The sequence below is a fragment of the Streptomyces sp. YIM S03343 genome, from assembly GCF_054729195.1.
Genome location: NZ_JBPUKX010000001.1, coordinates 1,999,455 through 2,015,372 on the forward strand (window position 1 = coordinate 1,999,455; position 15,918 = coordinate 2,015,372).

The following is a 15,918-nucleotide window of genomic DNA, read 5'->3' on the forward strand; positions in this document are numbered from 1 at the left end:
TCCAGATCAGGTCCACCGCTGCGGTGGTCACCGCACGCAACGGTACAACCCGGGGTGAGCCGGACCGGGTGCAGAAGGTGAGCGATGGGTAAGGACGCCGCGGAACCAAGCGGAACTTATCCACCGCCCCGCCAGTTTCCACGGTGTTGTCGATCCACCCCTGTGGATCTACATCTGCAGACTCGTGTTCGACTATCACCACCTGGAGTTCCGATGGCCCTGTGGGACCGTGTCAAGGAGTCCGCGTCTCAGATGCAGACCCAGCTCGTGGCGAAGAAGAACGATCTTAAGAGCGGCGCGTTCCGTGACGCCAGCATGGCGATGTGCGCGCTCGTGGCGGCAGCCGACGGCACCGTGGACCCCTCGGAGCGGCAGCGTGTCGCCCAGCTCATCGCCACCAACGAGGTCCTCCAGAACTTCCCGGCCGACGATCTGCGGCGCCGTTTCGAGGAGAACCTGAACAAGCTCGTCACCGACTTCGCGTTCGGCAAGGTGAGCGTGCTCCAGGAGGTGGCCAAGGCCAAGAAGAAGCCCGCCGAGGCTCGGGCCGTCATCCAGATCGGCATCGTGATCGGCGGCGCGGACGGCGACTTCGACAAAACCGAGCAGGCAGTGGTCCGCGAGGCGTGCTACACGCTCGATCTTCCCCCGCACGAGTTCGACCTCTGAGAACCGCCGGCGTCCTACGTCCTGCTGCGGGGGGTGCCGGTACGGCCGTACAGGCACCCGCAGCAGGACGTAGGACGCCGCACGCCCCGCCGCCCCCGGGGCCGCGCTCCGATCATCACAATGCGGCAGCGAGAATTCACACCAAGTGGCTGGTCACTTGACTACCGGCGGCCCCACACGGTTGGCTCCGGCCCAGGAGAGTCACCCGGGCGGCGTCACCGGCCGGGCCGGGCTTCCGCTTCCCCTTGCTCGGCCGCACAGTGAGGTGCCGTACCCTCATGAACACTCCACCATCCGCCTCTGACAGACGCACGCGCGGCCCGGCCGCGATCGCCGTCGGCGCCATCGGCGCCGTCTGTGTACTGCTGCTGGCCGGCTGCTCGGGCTCGGGCGGCGGCTCCGGGGGCTCCACCGCAGGCAAGGGCAACGCCCGGTTCAAGGTCGCCCTGGTCGCCCACGGCGCCAAGGGCGACGACTTCTGGGCGCGGGTGCAGAGGGGCGCCGAGGACGCGGCCGCCAAGGACAACATCGCCCTGACCTTCGCCAGCGACCCGGACGCCGCCGGCCAGGCCGAACTGGTCCGGGACGCGATCCGCGACGGCGTCGACGGCATCGCGCTGACGCTCGCCAAGCCGGAGGCCATGAAGGGCCCGATCGCGCAGGCCAAGGCCGCGGGCATCCCGGTCGTCGGCCTCAACTCCGGTATCGGCGCCTGGCAGGCCGACGGGGCGCTGGAGTACGTCGGGCAGGACGAGAGCGTCGCGGGCCGCGCCGTGGGCGACAAACTGGACGCCCTCAAGGCCAAGCACGCGCTGTGTGTGATCCACGAGCGCGGCAATGTCGCCCTGGAGGCGCGCTGCGCCGGGGTGAAGAAGGCGTTCGGCGGCCAGACCGACATCCTGTACGCGGACGGCACCGACACCGACGCGGTGACCGAGTCCGTCACTGCGCGCCTGAAGCAGGACCCGAGCATCGACGAAGTGGTGATGCTGGGGGCGCAGCCCGCCCTCGCCGCGGTGAAGTCGGTGCAGCAGGCCGGCGCCCGGGCCCAGGTGGCCACGTTCGACCTGAACGGCGATCTGGTGAAGGCCGTGCAGAGCGGCGACGTTCAGTTCGCCGTGGACCAGCAGCCGTATCTCCAGGGGTATCTCGCCGTGGACGCGCTGTGGTTGTACCGGACGAACGGCAACATCAGCGGCGGCGGCGCTGCCCCGGTGCTCACCGGCCCGGCGTTCGTGACGAAGACCAACGTGGCGTCGGTCGCCAAGCTCGCGGCGGGCGGCACACGCTGAGCCGTCGGCGGCACCCTCCGGGCGGGTCCGGCCCGGCACCTTGGGTGCATTCGGCGGCAGTTGTGTCCACCCTCACCGTGCGTACGGTCACTTGCACGGATAGCATCTGCGCACCCCCTGCGCTCCACCGGACCCGCAGCCACCCGCCGCACCCGTCCCCCGTCCCCACCTGCTCCACCAGCCCGTTCGACTCCCATCCAGCCCTCCGCCCGCTCCGACCCCGCCAACTCCCTCGCTGCTCGCCCTAGGACGACGATGTCTCCACGGACAGGTCCCCGGCGCCATCTCGGCACCATTCGTACCTCCCTGATCCTCCTGGCGCTGGTGCCCAGCGTCACCCTCACCGCCATGTGGGGTGTGACGACGACGCAGATGTTCACGGAGGGCCTGGATCTGCGCTCCCAGACGCAGCTGAGCCGGTCGACCGGCGCCATGGGCACCGAGGCCACCCTCGCTCTCCAGCAGGAGCGCAGCATGTCGGCGCAGATGCTGGCGACGCCGAAGGGCCCGCGGGGCCAACTGGACGCCCAGCGCCGCAAGACGGACGAGGCGGTCGCGAAGCTGGTCCGCCAGGCCGACGCGATCAAACAGGTCCCCACCCGCGTCAAGGACCGGCTGTACTCGGTCGTGGCCTCGGTGAGCAGCCTGGAGTACTACCGGGGCCAGGTGGACGACTTGACGGACATCACCGCGGCACAGGTGCTGGACCAGTACACCTCGATCATCGACGACCAGATCCACGGCTTCCAGGAGCTGTCCCAGGTCGACGACGGCGATCTGACCTCGCAGGCCGGTCCCCTGATCGCCCTGGAACACGCGGCCGAGCTGGTCTCCCAGGAGGACGCCCAGCTCACCCTGTCCGGGCCGACCGGTGTGATGGACGACGAGGCGTGGACCACCTTCACCCAACTGGTGAGCACCCGCCGCTGGCTGGTGAAGGACCAGGTCATGCCGTCCCTGACGGGCAGGGCCAAGTCGCAGACCGAGGCGATCCTGCAGAGCTCGGACTGGAAGGCCCTGGAGACGATCGAGGACACGGTGCTCTCGGCCGAATCCACCAAGAACGGCAAGGGACGGATTCTGCAGCCCGGTATGGAGCACCAGTGGCGGACCTCGCTGCGGGTGGTCTCCGACGAGTACTCCACGCTGATCAGCGGGCAGACCTCCACGCTGCTCACCCACAGCGCCGAAAAGGCACACGGGCTGCTGGTGACGGCCTTCTCGCTGAGCGCCGGCGGCCTGGTGGCGCTGCTGCTGAGCGTCGGCATGTCGATGCGGATAACGCGCTCGCTGTCCCGTCGGCTGCACGGCCTCAGGATGGCCACCCTGGGCCTCGCCGAGGAGCGGCTGCCCGACGTGGTGGCGCGGCTCGACCGGGGCGAGAAGGTCGATGTGGAGCTCGCCACCCCGCCGCTGGACTACGGCGGTGACGAACTCGGCCAGGTGGCACGGGCGTTCAACACCGCCCAGCGTACGGCGGTGCGCACCGCCGTCGAACTGGCCGACACCCGGCGCGGTTTCCAGAAGGTCATCCTGGGCATCGCCCGGCAGAGCCAGAACCTGGTCAACCTCCAGCTCACCAAGCTGGACGCGCTGGAGCGCACCCACAACGACCCGGAGGTCCTCAAGGGGCTCTACGAACTGGACTCCGCCGCGAGCCAGTTGCGCCGCTACGAGGAGAACCTGGTCATCATCAGCGGTGAGCAGCCGCGCCGCAGCTGGACCGAGCCGGTCGCGCTGATCGACATCCTGCGCAGTGCCGTCGGCGAGGTCGCCGAGTACCAGCGGGTGGAGGTGCACACCGAGGAGGAGGTGTCGCTGGCGCCGCCCGCGGTGGCCGACGTGATCCATCTGCTGGCCGAGCTGATCGACAACGCGACGGCGTACTCACCGGCGCCGAGCCCGGTCGCGGTGTCGGCGGCGATGGTCGCCAAGGGGCTCGCCATCGAGATCGAGGACCGCGGGCTCGGCCTGTCCGACGAGGACTACGCCTCCTTCAACGCCCAGCTGGCGGTGGCCCCGCAGTTCGACGTGGCGGGTCTCGCCGACGATCTGAGACTCGGCATGTTCGTGGTGGCGCGGCTTGCCACCCGGCACGGTGTCGCGGTGACGCTGCGCCCGTCGCCGTACGGCGGTACGACGGCGATCGTGGTGGTGCCGCACGAGATCGTGGTCCTGGACACCGCGGACGACATGGGGACGCCCGAGCCGCGGGCCGAGGTCACGGCCGGGACCGGCTCCTACGCCGGGGCGGGGGCCGGGACCGAGCCGGTCGTCCCCGGCCCCCGCCCCGCCGCCAGGCAGGGCCACCCCGGCGCCGACACCCCGACCGCGCCCCGACCCTCCAGAAACGGCGCCCTCACCCCGCTGCCGCGCCGGGTGCCGCAGACCAGCCTCGCCGCGGAGCTGTTCGACGAGCCCAGGAGTCCCGAGGAGAAGGACACCCTCGACGAGTTCAGCGACTTCAGCGAGTTCACCGCCGAGCGTGCCGCCTCCTCCCTGGCAGGCTTCCAGCGCGGCACGCTCCAGGCGCGCGACGAGGGCGCGCCGACGCCGTACGACGGGGAGGACGAGGATCCGACCGCGGCCGAGGAAACGGTCCGCCCGGTGTCCGCCGCGGGACGCCCCGTCAGCCCCACGCCGCCCGCCGACCGTTCATGAAGGACATCACCATGACACGCCCCATCCCCGCCACCCACACCCAGCTCGACCAGTTGCTGACCGGACTCGTGGAACGGGTCGCCGAGGTCAACCACGCCGTCGTGCTCTCCGAGGACGGGCTGGTGGTCAGCAAGTCCACCGGGTTCCTGCGGGACGACGCCGAGCGGCTCGCGGCCACCGCGTCCGGGCTGATGAGCCTCAGCAAGGGCGTCAGCATGGACTTCCGGGGCGGTCCGGTGCGCCAGGCGCTGATCGAGATGGCACACAGCTATCTGATCCTCACCTCGGCCGGGCCGGGCGCCCATCTGGTGGTGCTGACCAGCCAGGGCGCCGACGTCGGCGTGGTGGCGTACCAGATGAACATGCTGGTGAAGAAGATCGGCGAGCATCTGAGCGCGGCTCCGCGGGCCGGCGCCGTCCCGTCGGACCGCGGCGAGTGAAGTGAGCGGAGGCGACGCGGCGGGCCGGCTGGTACGGCCGTTCACACTGACGGGCGGCCGGACCCGGCCCTCCCGCGCCGACTTCACCCTGATCACGACGGTGACCGCGGTGGATCCGCCGCCCCCGTGGGCGACCCGGCCGCAGCCGGAGCACGTGCGGATCCTGCGGCGGTGCGCCGAGCCGGTCGCCGTGGCGGAGCTCGCGGCGCTGCTCGACCTGCCGGTGAGCGTGGTTGTCATCATGCTGTGCGATCTGCTGGAGGCGGGACGGATCACCGCCCGTCCGCCGCATCCCGTCTCCCGTACCGCACCCGATCTGGAACTGCTTCAGAAAGTGAGGGACGGCCTTGGCCGGCTCTAGCGCCACCGCCCGGGCCGGGTCGGCCCCGGACACGGTCAAGATCCTGATCGCCGGGGGCTTCGGCGTGGGCAAGACGACCCTGGTCGGGTCGGTCAGCGAGATCGCGCCGCTGCGCACCGAGGAACCGCTGACCACCGCGGGCCTGGGCATAGACGACCTGGACGGCATCGAGGGGAAGACGGCCACCACGGTGGCCCTGGACTTCGGCCGGATCACCATCAGTTCGGACCTGGTGCTGTATCTGTTCGGCACACCGGGGCAGCAGCGGTTCTGGTTCATGTGGAACGACCTGGCGATCGGCGCGCTGGGCGCGGTGGTCCTGATCGACGTACGGCGGCCGCAGACCAGCTTCGCCGCGATCGACTTCTTCGAGCGCCGGAACATCCCCTTCGTGGTCGGCGTCAACGGCTTCCACGGCGAGCATCCCTATCCGCCCGAGGAGATCCGGGATTCGCTGGCGCTGCCGGAGCACGCCAAGGTGCTGCTGTGCGACGCGCGGGAACGGGATTCGTGCCGGGACGTGCTGATAGCGCTGATCGACCAGCTGATCGCCACAGCGCGCAGTTCCGACGGGTCGGGGCGGCTCACCGGACACGGCCGCTGAGGCCGTTCGGCCCCGTCGGTGACGCGAGCCCTCCCCCCTGAACTCGGCACCCAGCACTCGCCACCCCACAGGCTCCGCCACGCCAGTTCACAGGTTCGCGTCGAGATCCGGCCAAGAGCGCATCCGCCATTGACGCGAACTCGTCAGCGCTCCTACTTTCTGACCGACTTTCCGAACCATGTTCGAAATCTCGTCAGATCTCAGGTACCCGCACCCCCTGGAGCGACATGACACCCCACGCCCCCCGACTGTCCCGCCGCGGCCTGCTCGGCATGTCCGCCGCCCTGCCGCTCTCCCTGGCCCTCGGCGCCGGTTCCGCCCGGGCGGCCGGATCGGCGTACGTCATGGTCTACTTCACCGAGTCGCCGAGCGGCACCGGCACCGACTACGGCCTCCATCTCGCCGTCAGCACCGACTCGCTGCAGTGGACGCCGCTCAACCAGAACAACCCCGTGGTCACGCCCACCGAGGGCGACCTCGGGCTGCGCGACCCGTTCGTGCTGCGCAAGCAGGACGGCACCTTCGTGGTGCTGGCCACCGATCTCAAGGGCACCGACTGGACCTACATCAGCCAGTACGTGCATGTCTGGAACTCCACCGACCTGCGCACCTTCACCGGCTACCACCGCCTGAAGCTGCACGACATGGCCACCCACGCCTGGGCGCCGGAGGCCTTCTGGGACGCGGGGCGCGGCCAGTACGCGCTCATCTACTCGGCCGTGAACTCCAGCGGCCACAACGTCATCATGGTCAACTACACCAGCGACTTCGTCACGGTGTCCGACCCGCAGGTCTTCTTCGACCCGGGCTACGACGTGATCGACGGCGACATGGCCGTCGGCGTGAACGGCGTCAACTACCTCTATTTCAAGAAGGACCAGACCCTGGTGGGCGCCCGCTCCAGCACGCTGGACCCGGGCAGCTTCACCGTGTTCAGCACCCCCGCCTCGCACGGCGGCACCGAGGCCCCGATCCTGGCGAAATCGCAGTCGACCGGGACCTGGTACCTCTGGGGCGACACCTACACCCCCAACGGGGTGTTCTACGCCTGGCAGTCCAGCAGTCTCGCCTCCGGCACCTGGACCGCGCTCGACCAGAAGCTCTACACCCAGCCGGTCAACTCCAAGCACGCCGGCATCCAGCCGATCACCACCACCGAGTACGACAACCTGCTCGCCAAGTGGGGCGCCCCGGCCTGGAACCGGCTGAAGTCCTACAACTACCCGGCCCGTTACGTCCGCCACTCCAACTACGTCGGCCGCATCGACGAGTACCCCTTCGACCCGTACACCGACTCGCAGTGGAAGCTGGTCCCGGGCCTCGCCGACAGCGCCGGGGTGTCCTTCCAGTCGGTCAACTACCCGACCCGCTATCTGCGGCACTACAACTACCAGCTCCAGCTGGACGTCAACGACGGCACGTCGGCGTACGCCGCGGACGCAACGTTCTATCGCACGGCCGGCCTCGCGGACTCCTCGTGGGCGTCCTTCCGGTCGTACAACAACCCGACCCGCTACATCCGTCACTCCAACTACGTGCTGCGCATCGACCCGGTCTCCACGGCCACCGAGCTCCAGGACGCGACCTTCTCCGTCGGCTACTGAGAGCCCCGAACAAAATGGGAGTCCGATCAGCTCGCGGCGTCTGGTGCGTGCGATCGCAAGGCGCCGGAAGGTCCTCGATGGGGGTCCCCCCTGCTCGAGCGAAGCCGAGAGCTCGGGGGAGGAGCTACTAGGGTGCGTATCGAGTCGTGATCAATCTGCGGGATGTGCCTTCGGGGCACGGCTCGGTCCGATAGACCGTCTGACGTGACACGAGTGCAACTGACCGACGCGGACTGGGAATTCATCGAGCCGTACCTGCCGATCGGCGAGTACGGCCCGTACCCCGAGCGGCTGCGGCAGCAGTTCGAGGGCGTGATCTGGCGGTTCAAGACGGGCGGGCAGTGGCGGGAGATGCCGACGGAGTTCGGCGCCTGGTCGACCGTCCACAACCGCTTCCGGCAGTGGCGTGACGCCGGGGTCTTCGAGGCCCTGTTGGAGGGTCTGATCGCGGAGGCCGCCAAGCGTGGTGAGGTGGACCTGTCCCTGGTCAGCATCGACTCCACCACCGCCCGGGCCCACCACGACGCAGCCGGGATGCACCTCGACGAGGACACCGTAACCGCCCTGGAGAAGGCCGCCGCAGAGGAAGAGAAGGCCAGGTCAAAGGGGGCGGCCTCGAAGAACAAAGCGGTCAAGATCCCGCGCGGGAAGAACGAAGACGCATCCGACGACGGCACAAACTCCGGCTGAAGGCCGCCCTCCTCGGACGCTCCAGAGGCGGGCAGACCAGCAAGGTCCACCTCGCTGCCGACCGCAAGTGCCGCCCACTGGCGTTCATCCTGACCGCGGGCCAGGCCGCGGACAGCCCGCAGTTCATCCCCGTACTGAACAAGGTGCGGGTGCGCGGGCCCGTCGGCCGTCCCCGCACCCGGCCGGACGCGGTCGCCGGAGACAAGGCGTATTCGTCCCGCGGCAACCGCGCCCACCTGCGCAAACGCCGTATCAAAGCGGTCATCCCGGAGAAGAAGGACCAGGCCGCCAACCGGAAGAAGAAGGGCTCCAGAGGCGGTCGGCCCGTCAGCCATGACGCCGACCTCTACAAGGACCGGAACACCGTCGAACGCCTGATCAACAGGCTCAAGGCATGGCGAGGCATCGCCACCCGATACGACAAGACCCCCGGCAGCTACCTCGCCAGCCTCCAACTGCGCGCCTCGATGATCTGGGTCAAAGACCTCACTCGGACTACCCAGTGATCACGACTCAATACGCGCCCTAGGACCTTCCGGCAACGCGGCCGGGGGTACCCCCTGCTCGAAGAGCTTGGGGGAGTGCGTGCCAGGCGTCGCGAGCCAGGCGCCCATTTTGTTCGGGGCTCTGAGCAGCGGCACCCGGAAAGGAACCGTCTACAACCGGGCTAGTTCCGGGAGGAGTTGCACCGCCGTCGCCACATCGCCGGACAGCGGGCGGTCCTCGGTGCCGGAGGGCAGCGCGGCCGCCGCGACGGCATAGGCCAGGACCGGCGGCGGTCCCGGGTGCAGGCGCAACGCCCGTACGGCGGTGACGAGTTCGCAGGCCAGGACGATCGCATAGGCATCGCTCGCGCGCAGTGCCTGGCGGGCGGCCTGGCCCGCGAAGCTCGCCGCCTCCTCCAGACCGTCCGAGAGGACGGCGTGCCCCACCGAGGCGGGCACGGCACAGGAACGCAGCTCCGCGAGAGCGGAGTTGGCGGTGTACTCCAGGATCATCGTGCCGGAGCTGCTCGCGGGCCCGGTGGCCAGGAATGCGGGCAGTCCGGTGAGGTCGGGTCTGGTCAGCGCGGACAGCCGGGCGGCGGACAACTGGGCGGTCCCCAGCAGGGCGAGGCCCAGACAGTCCAGGGCGAGGGCCAGCGGGGCGGCGTAGAAACCGCCGTGGTGGTGGACGGCGGTGCCGTCGGGGTCCAGGACCGGGTTCTCCGAGGGGCAGTTGATCTCCACCTCGATCACCTGCCGCAGCCGTTCGGCGGCGTCCAGGGCGGTGCCGTGCGCCTGGGGGAAGGCACGGAAGCCGTAGGGGTCCTGGATCCGGCGGCCGGTGCCGAACGGCCGGTCGGCCATGCCGAGCAGCCTCCGCACCTCGGCTGCGGCGCGGGCCGGGCCGGGGTAGGGGCGCAGGGCGTGCACCGGGGCGGCGTAGGCCTCCGGGGAGCCGGAGACCGCGGCGAGCGAGAGGGCCGCGACCGTATGTGTGGCCCTCAGCAGGATGTCGAGGTCGTGCACGGCGAGGGCGGCCTGGCCGAGCGCCAGGGCGTTGCTGCTGAGAAGTGCGAGGGCGTCACCGGGCTGCGGGGTGACGGGGGCGGGGAGGGTGAGCGACAGGGCCGGATCCGCGGGGCCGGTGTCCACGGGGCCGGGCGCCGCGTCCGAGGGGGCGGTGCCCGCGGGGCCGGGCGGGACGGTGTCCGGTACGGGCACTACGGCCTGTTCGGCTGCTGCGGCCTGTTCGGCCAGTGGGGCCTGTTCGGCTGCTGCGGCCTGTTCGCGTCCGGTGCCGGCGAGCCAGGGGCGTTCGCCGATCAGGGTCAGGCCGGTCTGGGCGAGCGCCGTCAGATCGCCGGTGCCGACGCCGCCGTACTCGTTGACCGCGGGGTGTACTCCGAGGCGCAGTGCCTCGGTGAGGGCGGTGATGAAGGCTGGCTGGATGCCGGAGCCGCCGGCGAGCAGCTGGTTGGCGCGCACGGCGAGCATCGCGCGGATTTGGCGGGCCGGGAGCAGCGCCCCGGCGCCGCCCGCGTGGCTGCGCAGCAGCCGCAGGCCGTGCTCGGCCTCGTCGTGCGGCTCGACCGGCACCGACCGGTGGGCGCCGACGCCGGTGCCGCGGCCGTACCAGCGGCCCTCGGCGGCGAGCCGCTGGGCGTTCGCCCAGGCGCGCCGGGCCCGGTCGAGGGCTTCCGGCGCGACGGCGGGCAGGGCGGCGCGGTCGGCGAGGCGGACCAGTCCGGGGACGCCTAGCGCGCGGCCGTCGAGCACGACGCGGGTGTCCCCGGCGTCCGGGGACACCCGCGTCGGGTCGTCAGTGGCGCTGTCCAACTGCGGCCGTCAGATGAGGCCGACGGACTGCAGCCAGGTCTTGGCCGCGACCAGCGGGTCCATGTTCTTCGACTGGACGTCGGTGTCCAGGTCGAGGAGTGTCGAGGTGTCGAGCTTCGCGGAGACCGCGTTGAGCGCGTCGACGCCCTTCTGGGACAGGCCCGACTTGTAGACGAGCGGCTGGACGTTCTCGAAGCCGAAGAGGTTCTCCGGGTCCTGGAGGACGACGAACTTCTCCTGGCTGATGGTCGGGTCCGTGGTGAACACGTCCGCGGCCTGCACCGTGTCCTTCTTCAGCGCCGCCACGGTCAGCGGGCCGCCCGCGTCGAGCGCCTTGAAGGACTTGAACTCCACGCCGTACACCGACTTCAGGCCGACCAGGCCCTGCTGGCGGGTCTGGAACTCCGGCGAGCCGCCGATGACCAGGTCCTTCGCCGCGGTCTTGAGGTCGGCGATGGTGGACTTGGACGTCAGGCTGTACTTCTTGGCGGTGTCCGCGTTGAGGGTGACGGAGTCCCTGTCCTGGGCGGGCGCCGCGTCGAGCAGCGTCAGCTTGGAGTTCAGCTTGGCGTTGATCGCGGCGGTCGTGGCCTCGACCGTCTTCGGTGTGGCCTTCGGGTCGAGGTAGGCCAGCAGCGCCCCGTTGTACTCCGGCAGCACCGTGATGGACCCGTTCTTGAGCAGGCCGTACGTCGTCTCGCGGGTGCCGATGTTGGGCTTGTAGGTGACCTTGATGCCCTTGGCCTTGAGGGCCTCGCCGTAGATGTCGGCGAGCAGGATGCTCTCGGCGAAGTTGTTGGAGCCGACGACGACGCTGTCACCGCTCGCTTTGCTGTCGTTCAGCGGGTTGTCGGACGTGCTGTCGTCGGAGGAGCATCCCGCCAGCAGGGCCGACGTCACGGCGAGCGCAAGAACCGCCGCGCCGGAGTGTTTGCTGAGGGACCTGCTGCTGTGGGCGTTTGCAGTCACGATTCCAGTTCCGGGCTCGGGGATGTGTGGATCGGGCGGTGCCGATCAGGCTGATGCCGGGTGGTGATCGGGCAGGCTGTGATCGGGCAGGGGTGGGTCAGGAAGCGGTGGGTCGGAATCCGCTGTCATCGATCCAATCCAGGTCGTTCTCCGTCAGTCAAGTGGTCTTGGATCACCGATTGGCTTCGATACGCGGGCACTTGTGAACGAACTGCGCATGAAACACGGCGGAACAAGTGCTCTTTGTGATGGATTCTTGACGTAGGGCGAGTGATTGTCGCTTCAGGAAGGCGATAGTCTCAGCCGAGTTGACGTCCGTCACGCGGTGCACGGGGCCCGCTACGGTGTCGTCACGCAACACGCTTCAGGGGCGGCGACGCCCTTGCTCCACGGGTGGAAACACCCCCTCAGGTCCGGGTGGAGACACCCCCCACGAAGGAGGCCCGGTGTCCACGAAAGCGGTGGACGCGCCTGTCCGTGGCTTCGCCAACCGCTGGCCCTTCCGGCGCAAGCTGAACCTGCTGGTAGGTGTGCCGCTCGCGGTGGTGGCGATCCTGCTCGCGTATCTCATCACCGACCAGGTGGGCCAGTCTCAGAGCGCCAAGACGGCGGCACGGCTGGTCCGGGACAGCGCCCAGGTCGCCGTCCTCGTCGACCGTGTGGAGATCGAGCACCAGCAGGCCATTCTCCTGTCGGTGCGTCACGAGGCCGCGGAATCCGGCAAGAGGCCCTCGCTCGCCGCGTTCCGTGCGGCGCAGACCAGGGTCGACGCGCAGGTCGAGAAGGTCCGCGAGGCCTTCGGTGACCGGCTGCCCGACACCGAGGAGCAGGCGCTGAAGGAGGTCAGCGGTCTGTCCGTGCTGCGGGTGACCATCGAGCAGAGCTATCTGCCCGCGTCCAACATCGACCCGGCGTACACCAACGCCGCCAAGTCCCTGATCGACGGACTCGGTCTCGACCGCAACGGGTCACTCGCGGCCACCTTCACGGGCAATCTGCTCGACTCGCTGCTGCGCGCCAACGCCGCCCACGCGTCCTTCGAGACCAGCGTGTTCTCGGCGACGACAGGCGACACCAACGCGCTCATCGAGTACACCAGCGCGGTCGGCTCCTACGACGTGTACTCCTACCAGGCCGACCGGTTCGGCCGGTTCGCCTCCGAGGAGCAGGGCGACGAGCTGGCGGGGATCGAGCACAGCACCGCCCAGCGGGACATCGCGGAGGCGTACGCCGGGCTCCAGGTGGACCCGAGCGGACTCCAGAAGGACTCCCCCGCGCAGATCCGCGCGGCCTTCCGGGACGCGATGCGCGACTACCCGTCCTACCCGCAGCAGGCCAAGTCCCGTCTGGCGATCACGACCTCGCTGGTCGGGCAGATCGCCGACCGGGCCGACAAATCATCGACCGACGCCCAGTGGCGCGCCGCTCTGCTGCTCGGCTTCGCACTGTTGGCCTTCGCGCTGTGGATCGCCTTCGCGGTGGCCGTGCGGCGCTCGGTGATCCGGCCGGTGCAGGCCCTCACCGGGGCCGCGCAGGAGGTCGCAGAGGTCGCCGGGCGCGAACTGGCCCGGGTGGCCGACGACGACGCGGAGGACGACGGCCCGCCGCGGCTGCGCGAGATGCCGGTCACCGCGCAGGACGAGATCGGCGAGCTGGCCGAGGCGTTCAACCATGTCCAGACCAGGGCCGCCGCACTGCTGGAACGCCAGGTAGTCGGCCGGCGCAACGTCGCCGAGATGTTCGGCAACGTGGGGCGCCGCGTCAGCAACTTGACGGCACGTCAGCTCTCGTTGATCGACGCGGTGGAGCGCGGCGAGACCGACCCGGCGCTGCTGGAGCGGCTGTACTCCATCGACCACATCGCCGTACGTCTGCGCCGCAACGCGGACAGCCTGATGCTGCTGGCCGGCATCCGGGAGACGGTGCTGGACTCGGGTCCGACCGCGCTCAGCAATGTGGTGCGCGCAGCGCTCGGCCAGATCGAGGGCTATCAGCGGGTACGGCTGCACGCGGGCACCGAGGCCGTGGTGGAGCCGGACGTCATCGGCGACCTCACCCTGATGATGGCCGAACTCCTGGAGAACGCCGTGTCGTTCTCCCCGGCGGGCAGCCCCGTCGAGGTGACCGTGCGCTCCGGTGAGGACGGCACGTTCATCGTGATCGCCGACCACGGTCTCGGCATGAGCCCCGAGCGGGTCGCCGAGGAGAACGCGCGTCTGGTGCGCCGTGAGCGCCTCGACGTCGTACCGACGAAGGTGCTCGGCCTGTTCGTGGTCGGTGCCCTCGCGCGCCGCTGGAACATCGGCGTCACACTCTCCCGCACCCCGGGCGGCGGTGTGACCACCGAGGTGTCCCTGCCGCCGTCGCTGCTGCTGACCATGAGCGCGCTGGCCACCGAGGACATGAACACCGGCGACCGGCACGGCGGTCCACGCTCCCGGCGCACCGCGTCGGCGGAGTCCGTCGGGCACGAGCTGCCCGAAGCGCAGCCCCTGCCCGCCGAAGCGAGCACCGCGGCAGGCGTCGTACCGTCGCCGCGGGCACCGGAAACGGCACCCGCGCCCCTCCCGCCCCCTGCGCCCTCGGGCCCCGTCCCGTCGACCGCACTCGACGCCGAGACAGGCTTCCCCGACCACACGGCCGCCCCCGACCACCCCGACCGCCTCCCCCGCCGGGTCCCGCGGCGCGAGACGACGGGGACCGACGACACGCCCCCGCTGATCCCGCGGGCCCGGACCGAGGCGACGGTGACCGAGCACAGCCGTACCGAGGACACCACCCACCCGCACGGGCCCACCGGGTCCGGCCCGGCAGGCCCCGGCGGCGCGGGAGGTGACGGCGCCGGCCCGGGCGGCCCCCATCCGCTGCGGCGCCGGGTCCGGGGCGCCACGCTCCGGACGACCGCCGACGCCGCGGCACAGGCCGCGCGCCAGGCTGCACGACCCGCCGACGCGGACGAAGTGCGCGACTCCCTCGACGAGTTCGAGGCCGCCGTGGCACGGGCCAACCGCGACAGCGGCCAGTCGGCCCTTCGACCCCCGCACGACCGGCACGACCGGCACGACCAGAACGACCTCCCGGAAGGAGCCGAGCAGTGAGTACATCGACAGGAGGCGCAGCCCCGGGAGGCAGCACGCCGACCGACCTACGGGCCGCGGCAGCCGACTTCACCTGGCTGCTGAACCGCTTCGCGACCGAGACCGCGGGCGTCGTGGACGCCATCGCCGTGTCCTCGGACGGACTGCTCATCGCGGTGTCCCAGCTGCGCGAGCACGCCGACTCCGAGCGGCTGGCCGCGATCGTCTCCGGCATCACCAGCCTGGCCGCCGGAGCCTCCGGCAACTACGGCCTGGGCGCCCTCAACAAGGTCATCATCGACCTGGAGGGCGGCCATGTGCTGGTCTCCGCGATCGGCAACGGCGCCGTGCTCGGCGTCGTCACCGACAAGGAGGCCAAGCTCGGCAACATCGCCTACGAGATGACACTGTTCGCCAACCGTGCGGGCGCCGCGCTCAATCCGCAGCTGGTGCTGGAGCTGAAGAACAGCGTCGGCATGACGTCGGCGCGCTGAGCCGGTCCGGCGGAAGGCCGTTCGGCGGAAGGCCGTTCGGCGGAAGGCCGTTCGGCGGAAGGCCGTTCGGCGGAAGGCCGTTCGGCGGAAGGCCGTTCAGCGGAATGGACCGGTGCCGGCGGAGGCCGGTGAGCGGGGGCCGGTGCGCGTGGAGGCACGGCGGGGAGCAGGACGACGCGACGGGGGTCGCCGCCTGTCCGCCGTGTCCGGGGCGCAGGTGCCCGGCCCTGCGTCTCCGGCCCGATCCGCCAGCCGGACGTCGGCCGGACGCCGGACGCCCCGAACGGCAGCACGTCGAGAGAGGAAGAGACATCCATGGCGGACGGCACGACGCCTCCGGGCCCCGACCCGGTGGGACCCGCCCCCGCCGTACGACCGTTCCTGGTCACCGCCGGCCGGGTGGCACCCACCGCGATCGGCAGGCCGGTGCCGGTCGAGACCCAGGTGGTCGCCACCGCCGAGGGTCTCGCCGGGCTGGACCGGCTCTCCTTCGAGCAGTACGACATCGTCGCCGCCTGCCGCATACCGCAGTCCATCGCGGAGATCGCGGCCAGGCTGCGGCTGCACCTCAACGTGGTGCGGGTCCTCGCCGAGGACCTGCGCGCCGCGGGGCAGCTGACGGTGCATGTGCCCGATACCGGCGTCGTCCACGACGCCTCCGTCCTGCGAAGGGTTATCGATGGCCTCCGCGCCATCCCCGATTCCATAGGGGTAAGTGATTGACGTCCTCCCCCTC

At 70.4% G+C, this 15,918-nt stretch carries 12 protein-coding genes and 1 pseudogene; 11 read left to right on the forward strand and 2 right to left on the reverse strand.

The genetic code is table 11. The features are described 5' to 3' along the window. Window positions 1-213 precede the first annotated feature (213 nt). The 8 genes and pseudogenes from ACSYGN_RS08595 (at window position 214) to ACSYGN_RS08630 (ending at window position 8,827) form a co-directional block, all read left to right on the forward strand. Entirely contained in the window at window positions 214-669 is a 456-nt protein-coding gene (locus ACSYGN_RS08595) for a tellurite resistance TerB family protein (RefSeq protein WP_460393539.1), read from the forward strand. Window positions 670-947: 278 nt separating this feature from the next. Then, window positions 948-1,961, forward strand: a complete 1,014-nt coding sequence (locus tag ACSYGN_RS08600) for a substrate-binding domain-containing protein (protein WP_460393541.1) — start codon at window positions 948-950, stop codon at window positions 1,959-1,961. Window positions 1,962-2,216: 255 nt separating this feature from the next. Beyond that, the gene (locus tag ACSYGN_RS08605) at window positions 2,217-4,622 is read left to right on the forward strand and encodes a sensor histidine kinase (RefSeq protein ID WP_460393543.1); all 2,406 of its coding nucleotides are present in this window, start codon (window positions 2,217-2,219) and stop codon (window positions 4,620-4,622) included. 11 nt (window positions 4,623-4,633) lie between these two features. After that, on the forward strand, window positions 4,634-5,062 hold the full coding sequence (locus ACSYGN_RS08610; RefSeq protein ID WP_460393545.1) for a roadblock/LC7 domain-containing protein: 429 nt from the start codon (window positions 4,634-4,636) through the stop codon (window positions 5,060-5,062). A 1-nt stretch (window position 5,063) separates the two neighbouring features. After that, window positions 5,064-5,423, forward strand: a complete 360-nt coding sequence (locus tag ACSYGN_RS08615; protein ID WP_460393547.1) for a DUF742 domain-containing protein — start codon at window positions 5,064-5,066, stop codon at window positions 5,421-5,423. Next, a complete protein-coding gene (locus ACSYGN_RS08620; protein WP_460393549.1) occupies window positions 5,410-6,027 on the forward strand; it encodes a GTP-binding protein in 618 nt (205 codons plus the stop codon). Before ACSYGN_RS08615 ends, ACSYGN_RS08620 begins: the two co-directional genes overlap by 14 nt. A 227-nt stretch (window positions 6,028-6,254) precedes the next feature. After that, on the forward strand, window positions 6,255-7,631 hold the full coding sequence (locus tag ACSYGN_RS08625) for a glycoside hydrolase family 43 protein (RefSeq protein ID WP_460393551.1): 1,377 nt from the start codon (window positions 6,255-6,257) through the stop codon (window positions 7,629-7,631). Window positions 7,632-7,835: 204 nt separating this feature from the next. Beyond that, window positions 7,836-8,827: pseudogene (locus tag ACSYGN_RS08630) on the forward strand (IS5 family transposase). 150 nt (window positions 8,828-8,977) lie between these two features. On the opposite strand, the gene ACSYGN_RS08635 reads toward ACSYGN_RS08630, so the two are convergent. After that, a complete protein-coding gene (locus ACSYGN_RS08635) occupies window positions 8,978-10,642 on the reverse strand; it encodes an aromatic amino acid ammonia-lyase (RefSeq protein ID WP_460393553.1) in 1,665 nt (554 codons plus the stop codon). A 9-nt stretch (window positions 10,643-10,651) separates the two neighbouring features. Next, the gene (locus ACSYGN_RS08640; protein ID WP_460393555.1) at window positions 10,652-11,611 is read right to left on the reverse strand and encodes an ABC transporter substrate-binding protein; all 960 of its coding nucleotides are present in this window, start codon (window positions 11,609-11,611) and stop codon (window positions 10,652-10,654) included. Window positions 11,612-12,057: 446 nt separating this feature from the next. Here ACSYGN_RS08640 and ACSYGN_RS08645 point away from each other — a divergent pair, with 446 nt between their 5' ends. The 3 genes from ACSYGN_RS08645 (at window position 12,058) to ACSYGN_RS08655 (ending at window position 15,905) form a co-directional block, all read left to right on the forward strand. Then, the gene (locus ACSYGN_RS08645; protein ID WP_460393557.1) at window positions 12,058-14,709 is read left to right on the forward strand and encodes a sensor histidine kinase; all 2,652 of its coding nucleotides are present in this window, start codon (window positions 12,058-12,060) and stop codon (window positions 14,707-14,709) included. Continuing rightward, window positions 14,706-15,182 (forward strand): roadblock/LC7 domain-containing protein, encoded by a 477-nt coding sequence (locus tag ACSYGN_RS08650; protein ID WP_460393559.1) that lies wholly within the window; start codon window positions 14,706-14,708, stop codon window positions 15,180-15,182. Before ACSYGN_RS08645 ends, ACSYGN_RS08650 begins: the two co-directional genes overlap by 4 nt. A gap of 315 nt (window positions 15,183-15,497) precedes the next feature. Further along, window positions 15,498-15,905 (forward strand): DUF742 domain-containing protein, encoded by a 408-nt coding sequence (locus ACSYGN_RS08655; RefSeq protein WP_460393561.1) that lies wholly within the window; start codon window positions 15,498-15,500, stop codon window positions 15,903-15,905. Window positions 15,906-15,918: the final 13 nt, after the last annotated feature.

What these genes read in the sequence shown, in the direction of transcription:
- ACSYGN_RS08595 (WP_460393539.1), top strand. Translation starts at nt 214, where the DNA reads ATGGCCCTGTGGGACCGTGTCAAGGAGTCCGCGTCTCAGATGCAGACC.
- ACSYGN_RS08600 (WP_460393541.1), top strand. Translation starts at nt 948, where the DNA reads ATGAACACTCCACCATCCGCCTCTGACAGACGCACGCGCGGCCCGGCC.
- ACSYGN_RS08605 (WP_460393543.1), top strand. Translation starts at nt 2,217, where the DNA reads ATGTCTCCACGGACAGGTCCCCGGCGCCATCTCGGCACCATTCGTACC.
- ACSYGN_RS08610 (WP_460393545.1), top strand. Translation starts at nt 4,634, where the DNA reads ATGACACGCCCCATCCCCGCCACCCACACCCAGCTCGACCAGTTGCTG.
- ACSYGN_RS08625 (WP_460393551.1), top strand. Translation starts at nt 6,255, where the DNA reads ATGACACCCCACGCCCCCCGACTGTCCCGCCGCGGCCTGCTCGGCATG.
- ACSYGN_RS08655 (WP_460393561.1), top strand. Translation starts at nt 15,498, where the DNA reads ATGGCGGACGGCACGACGCCTCCGGGCCCCGACCCGGTGGGACCCGCC.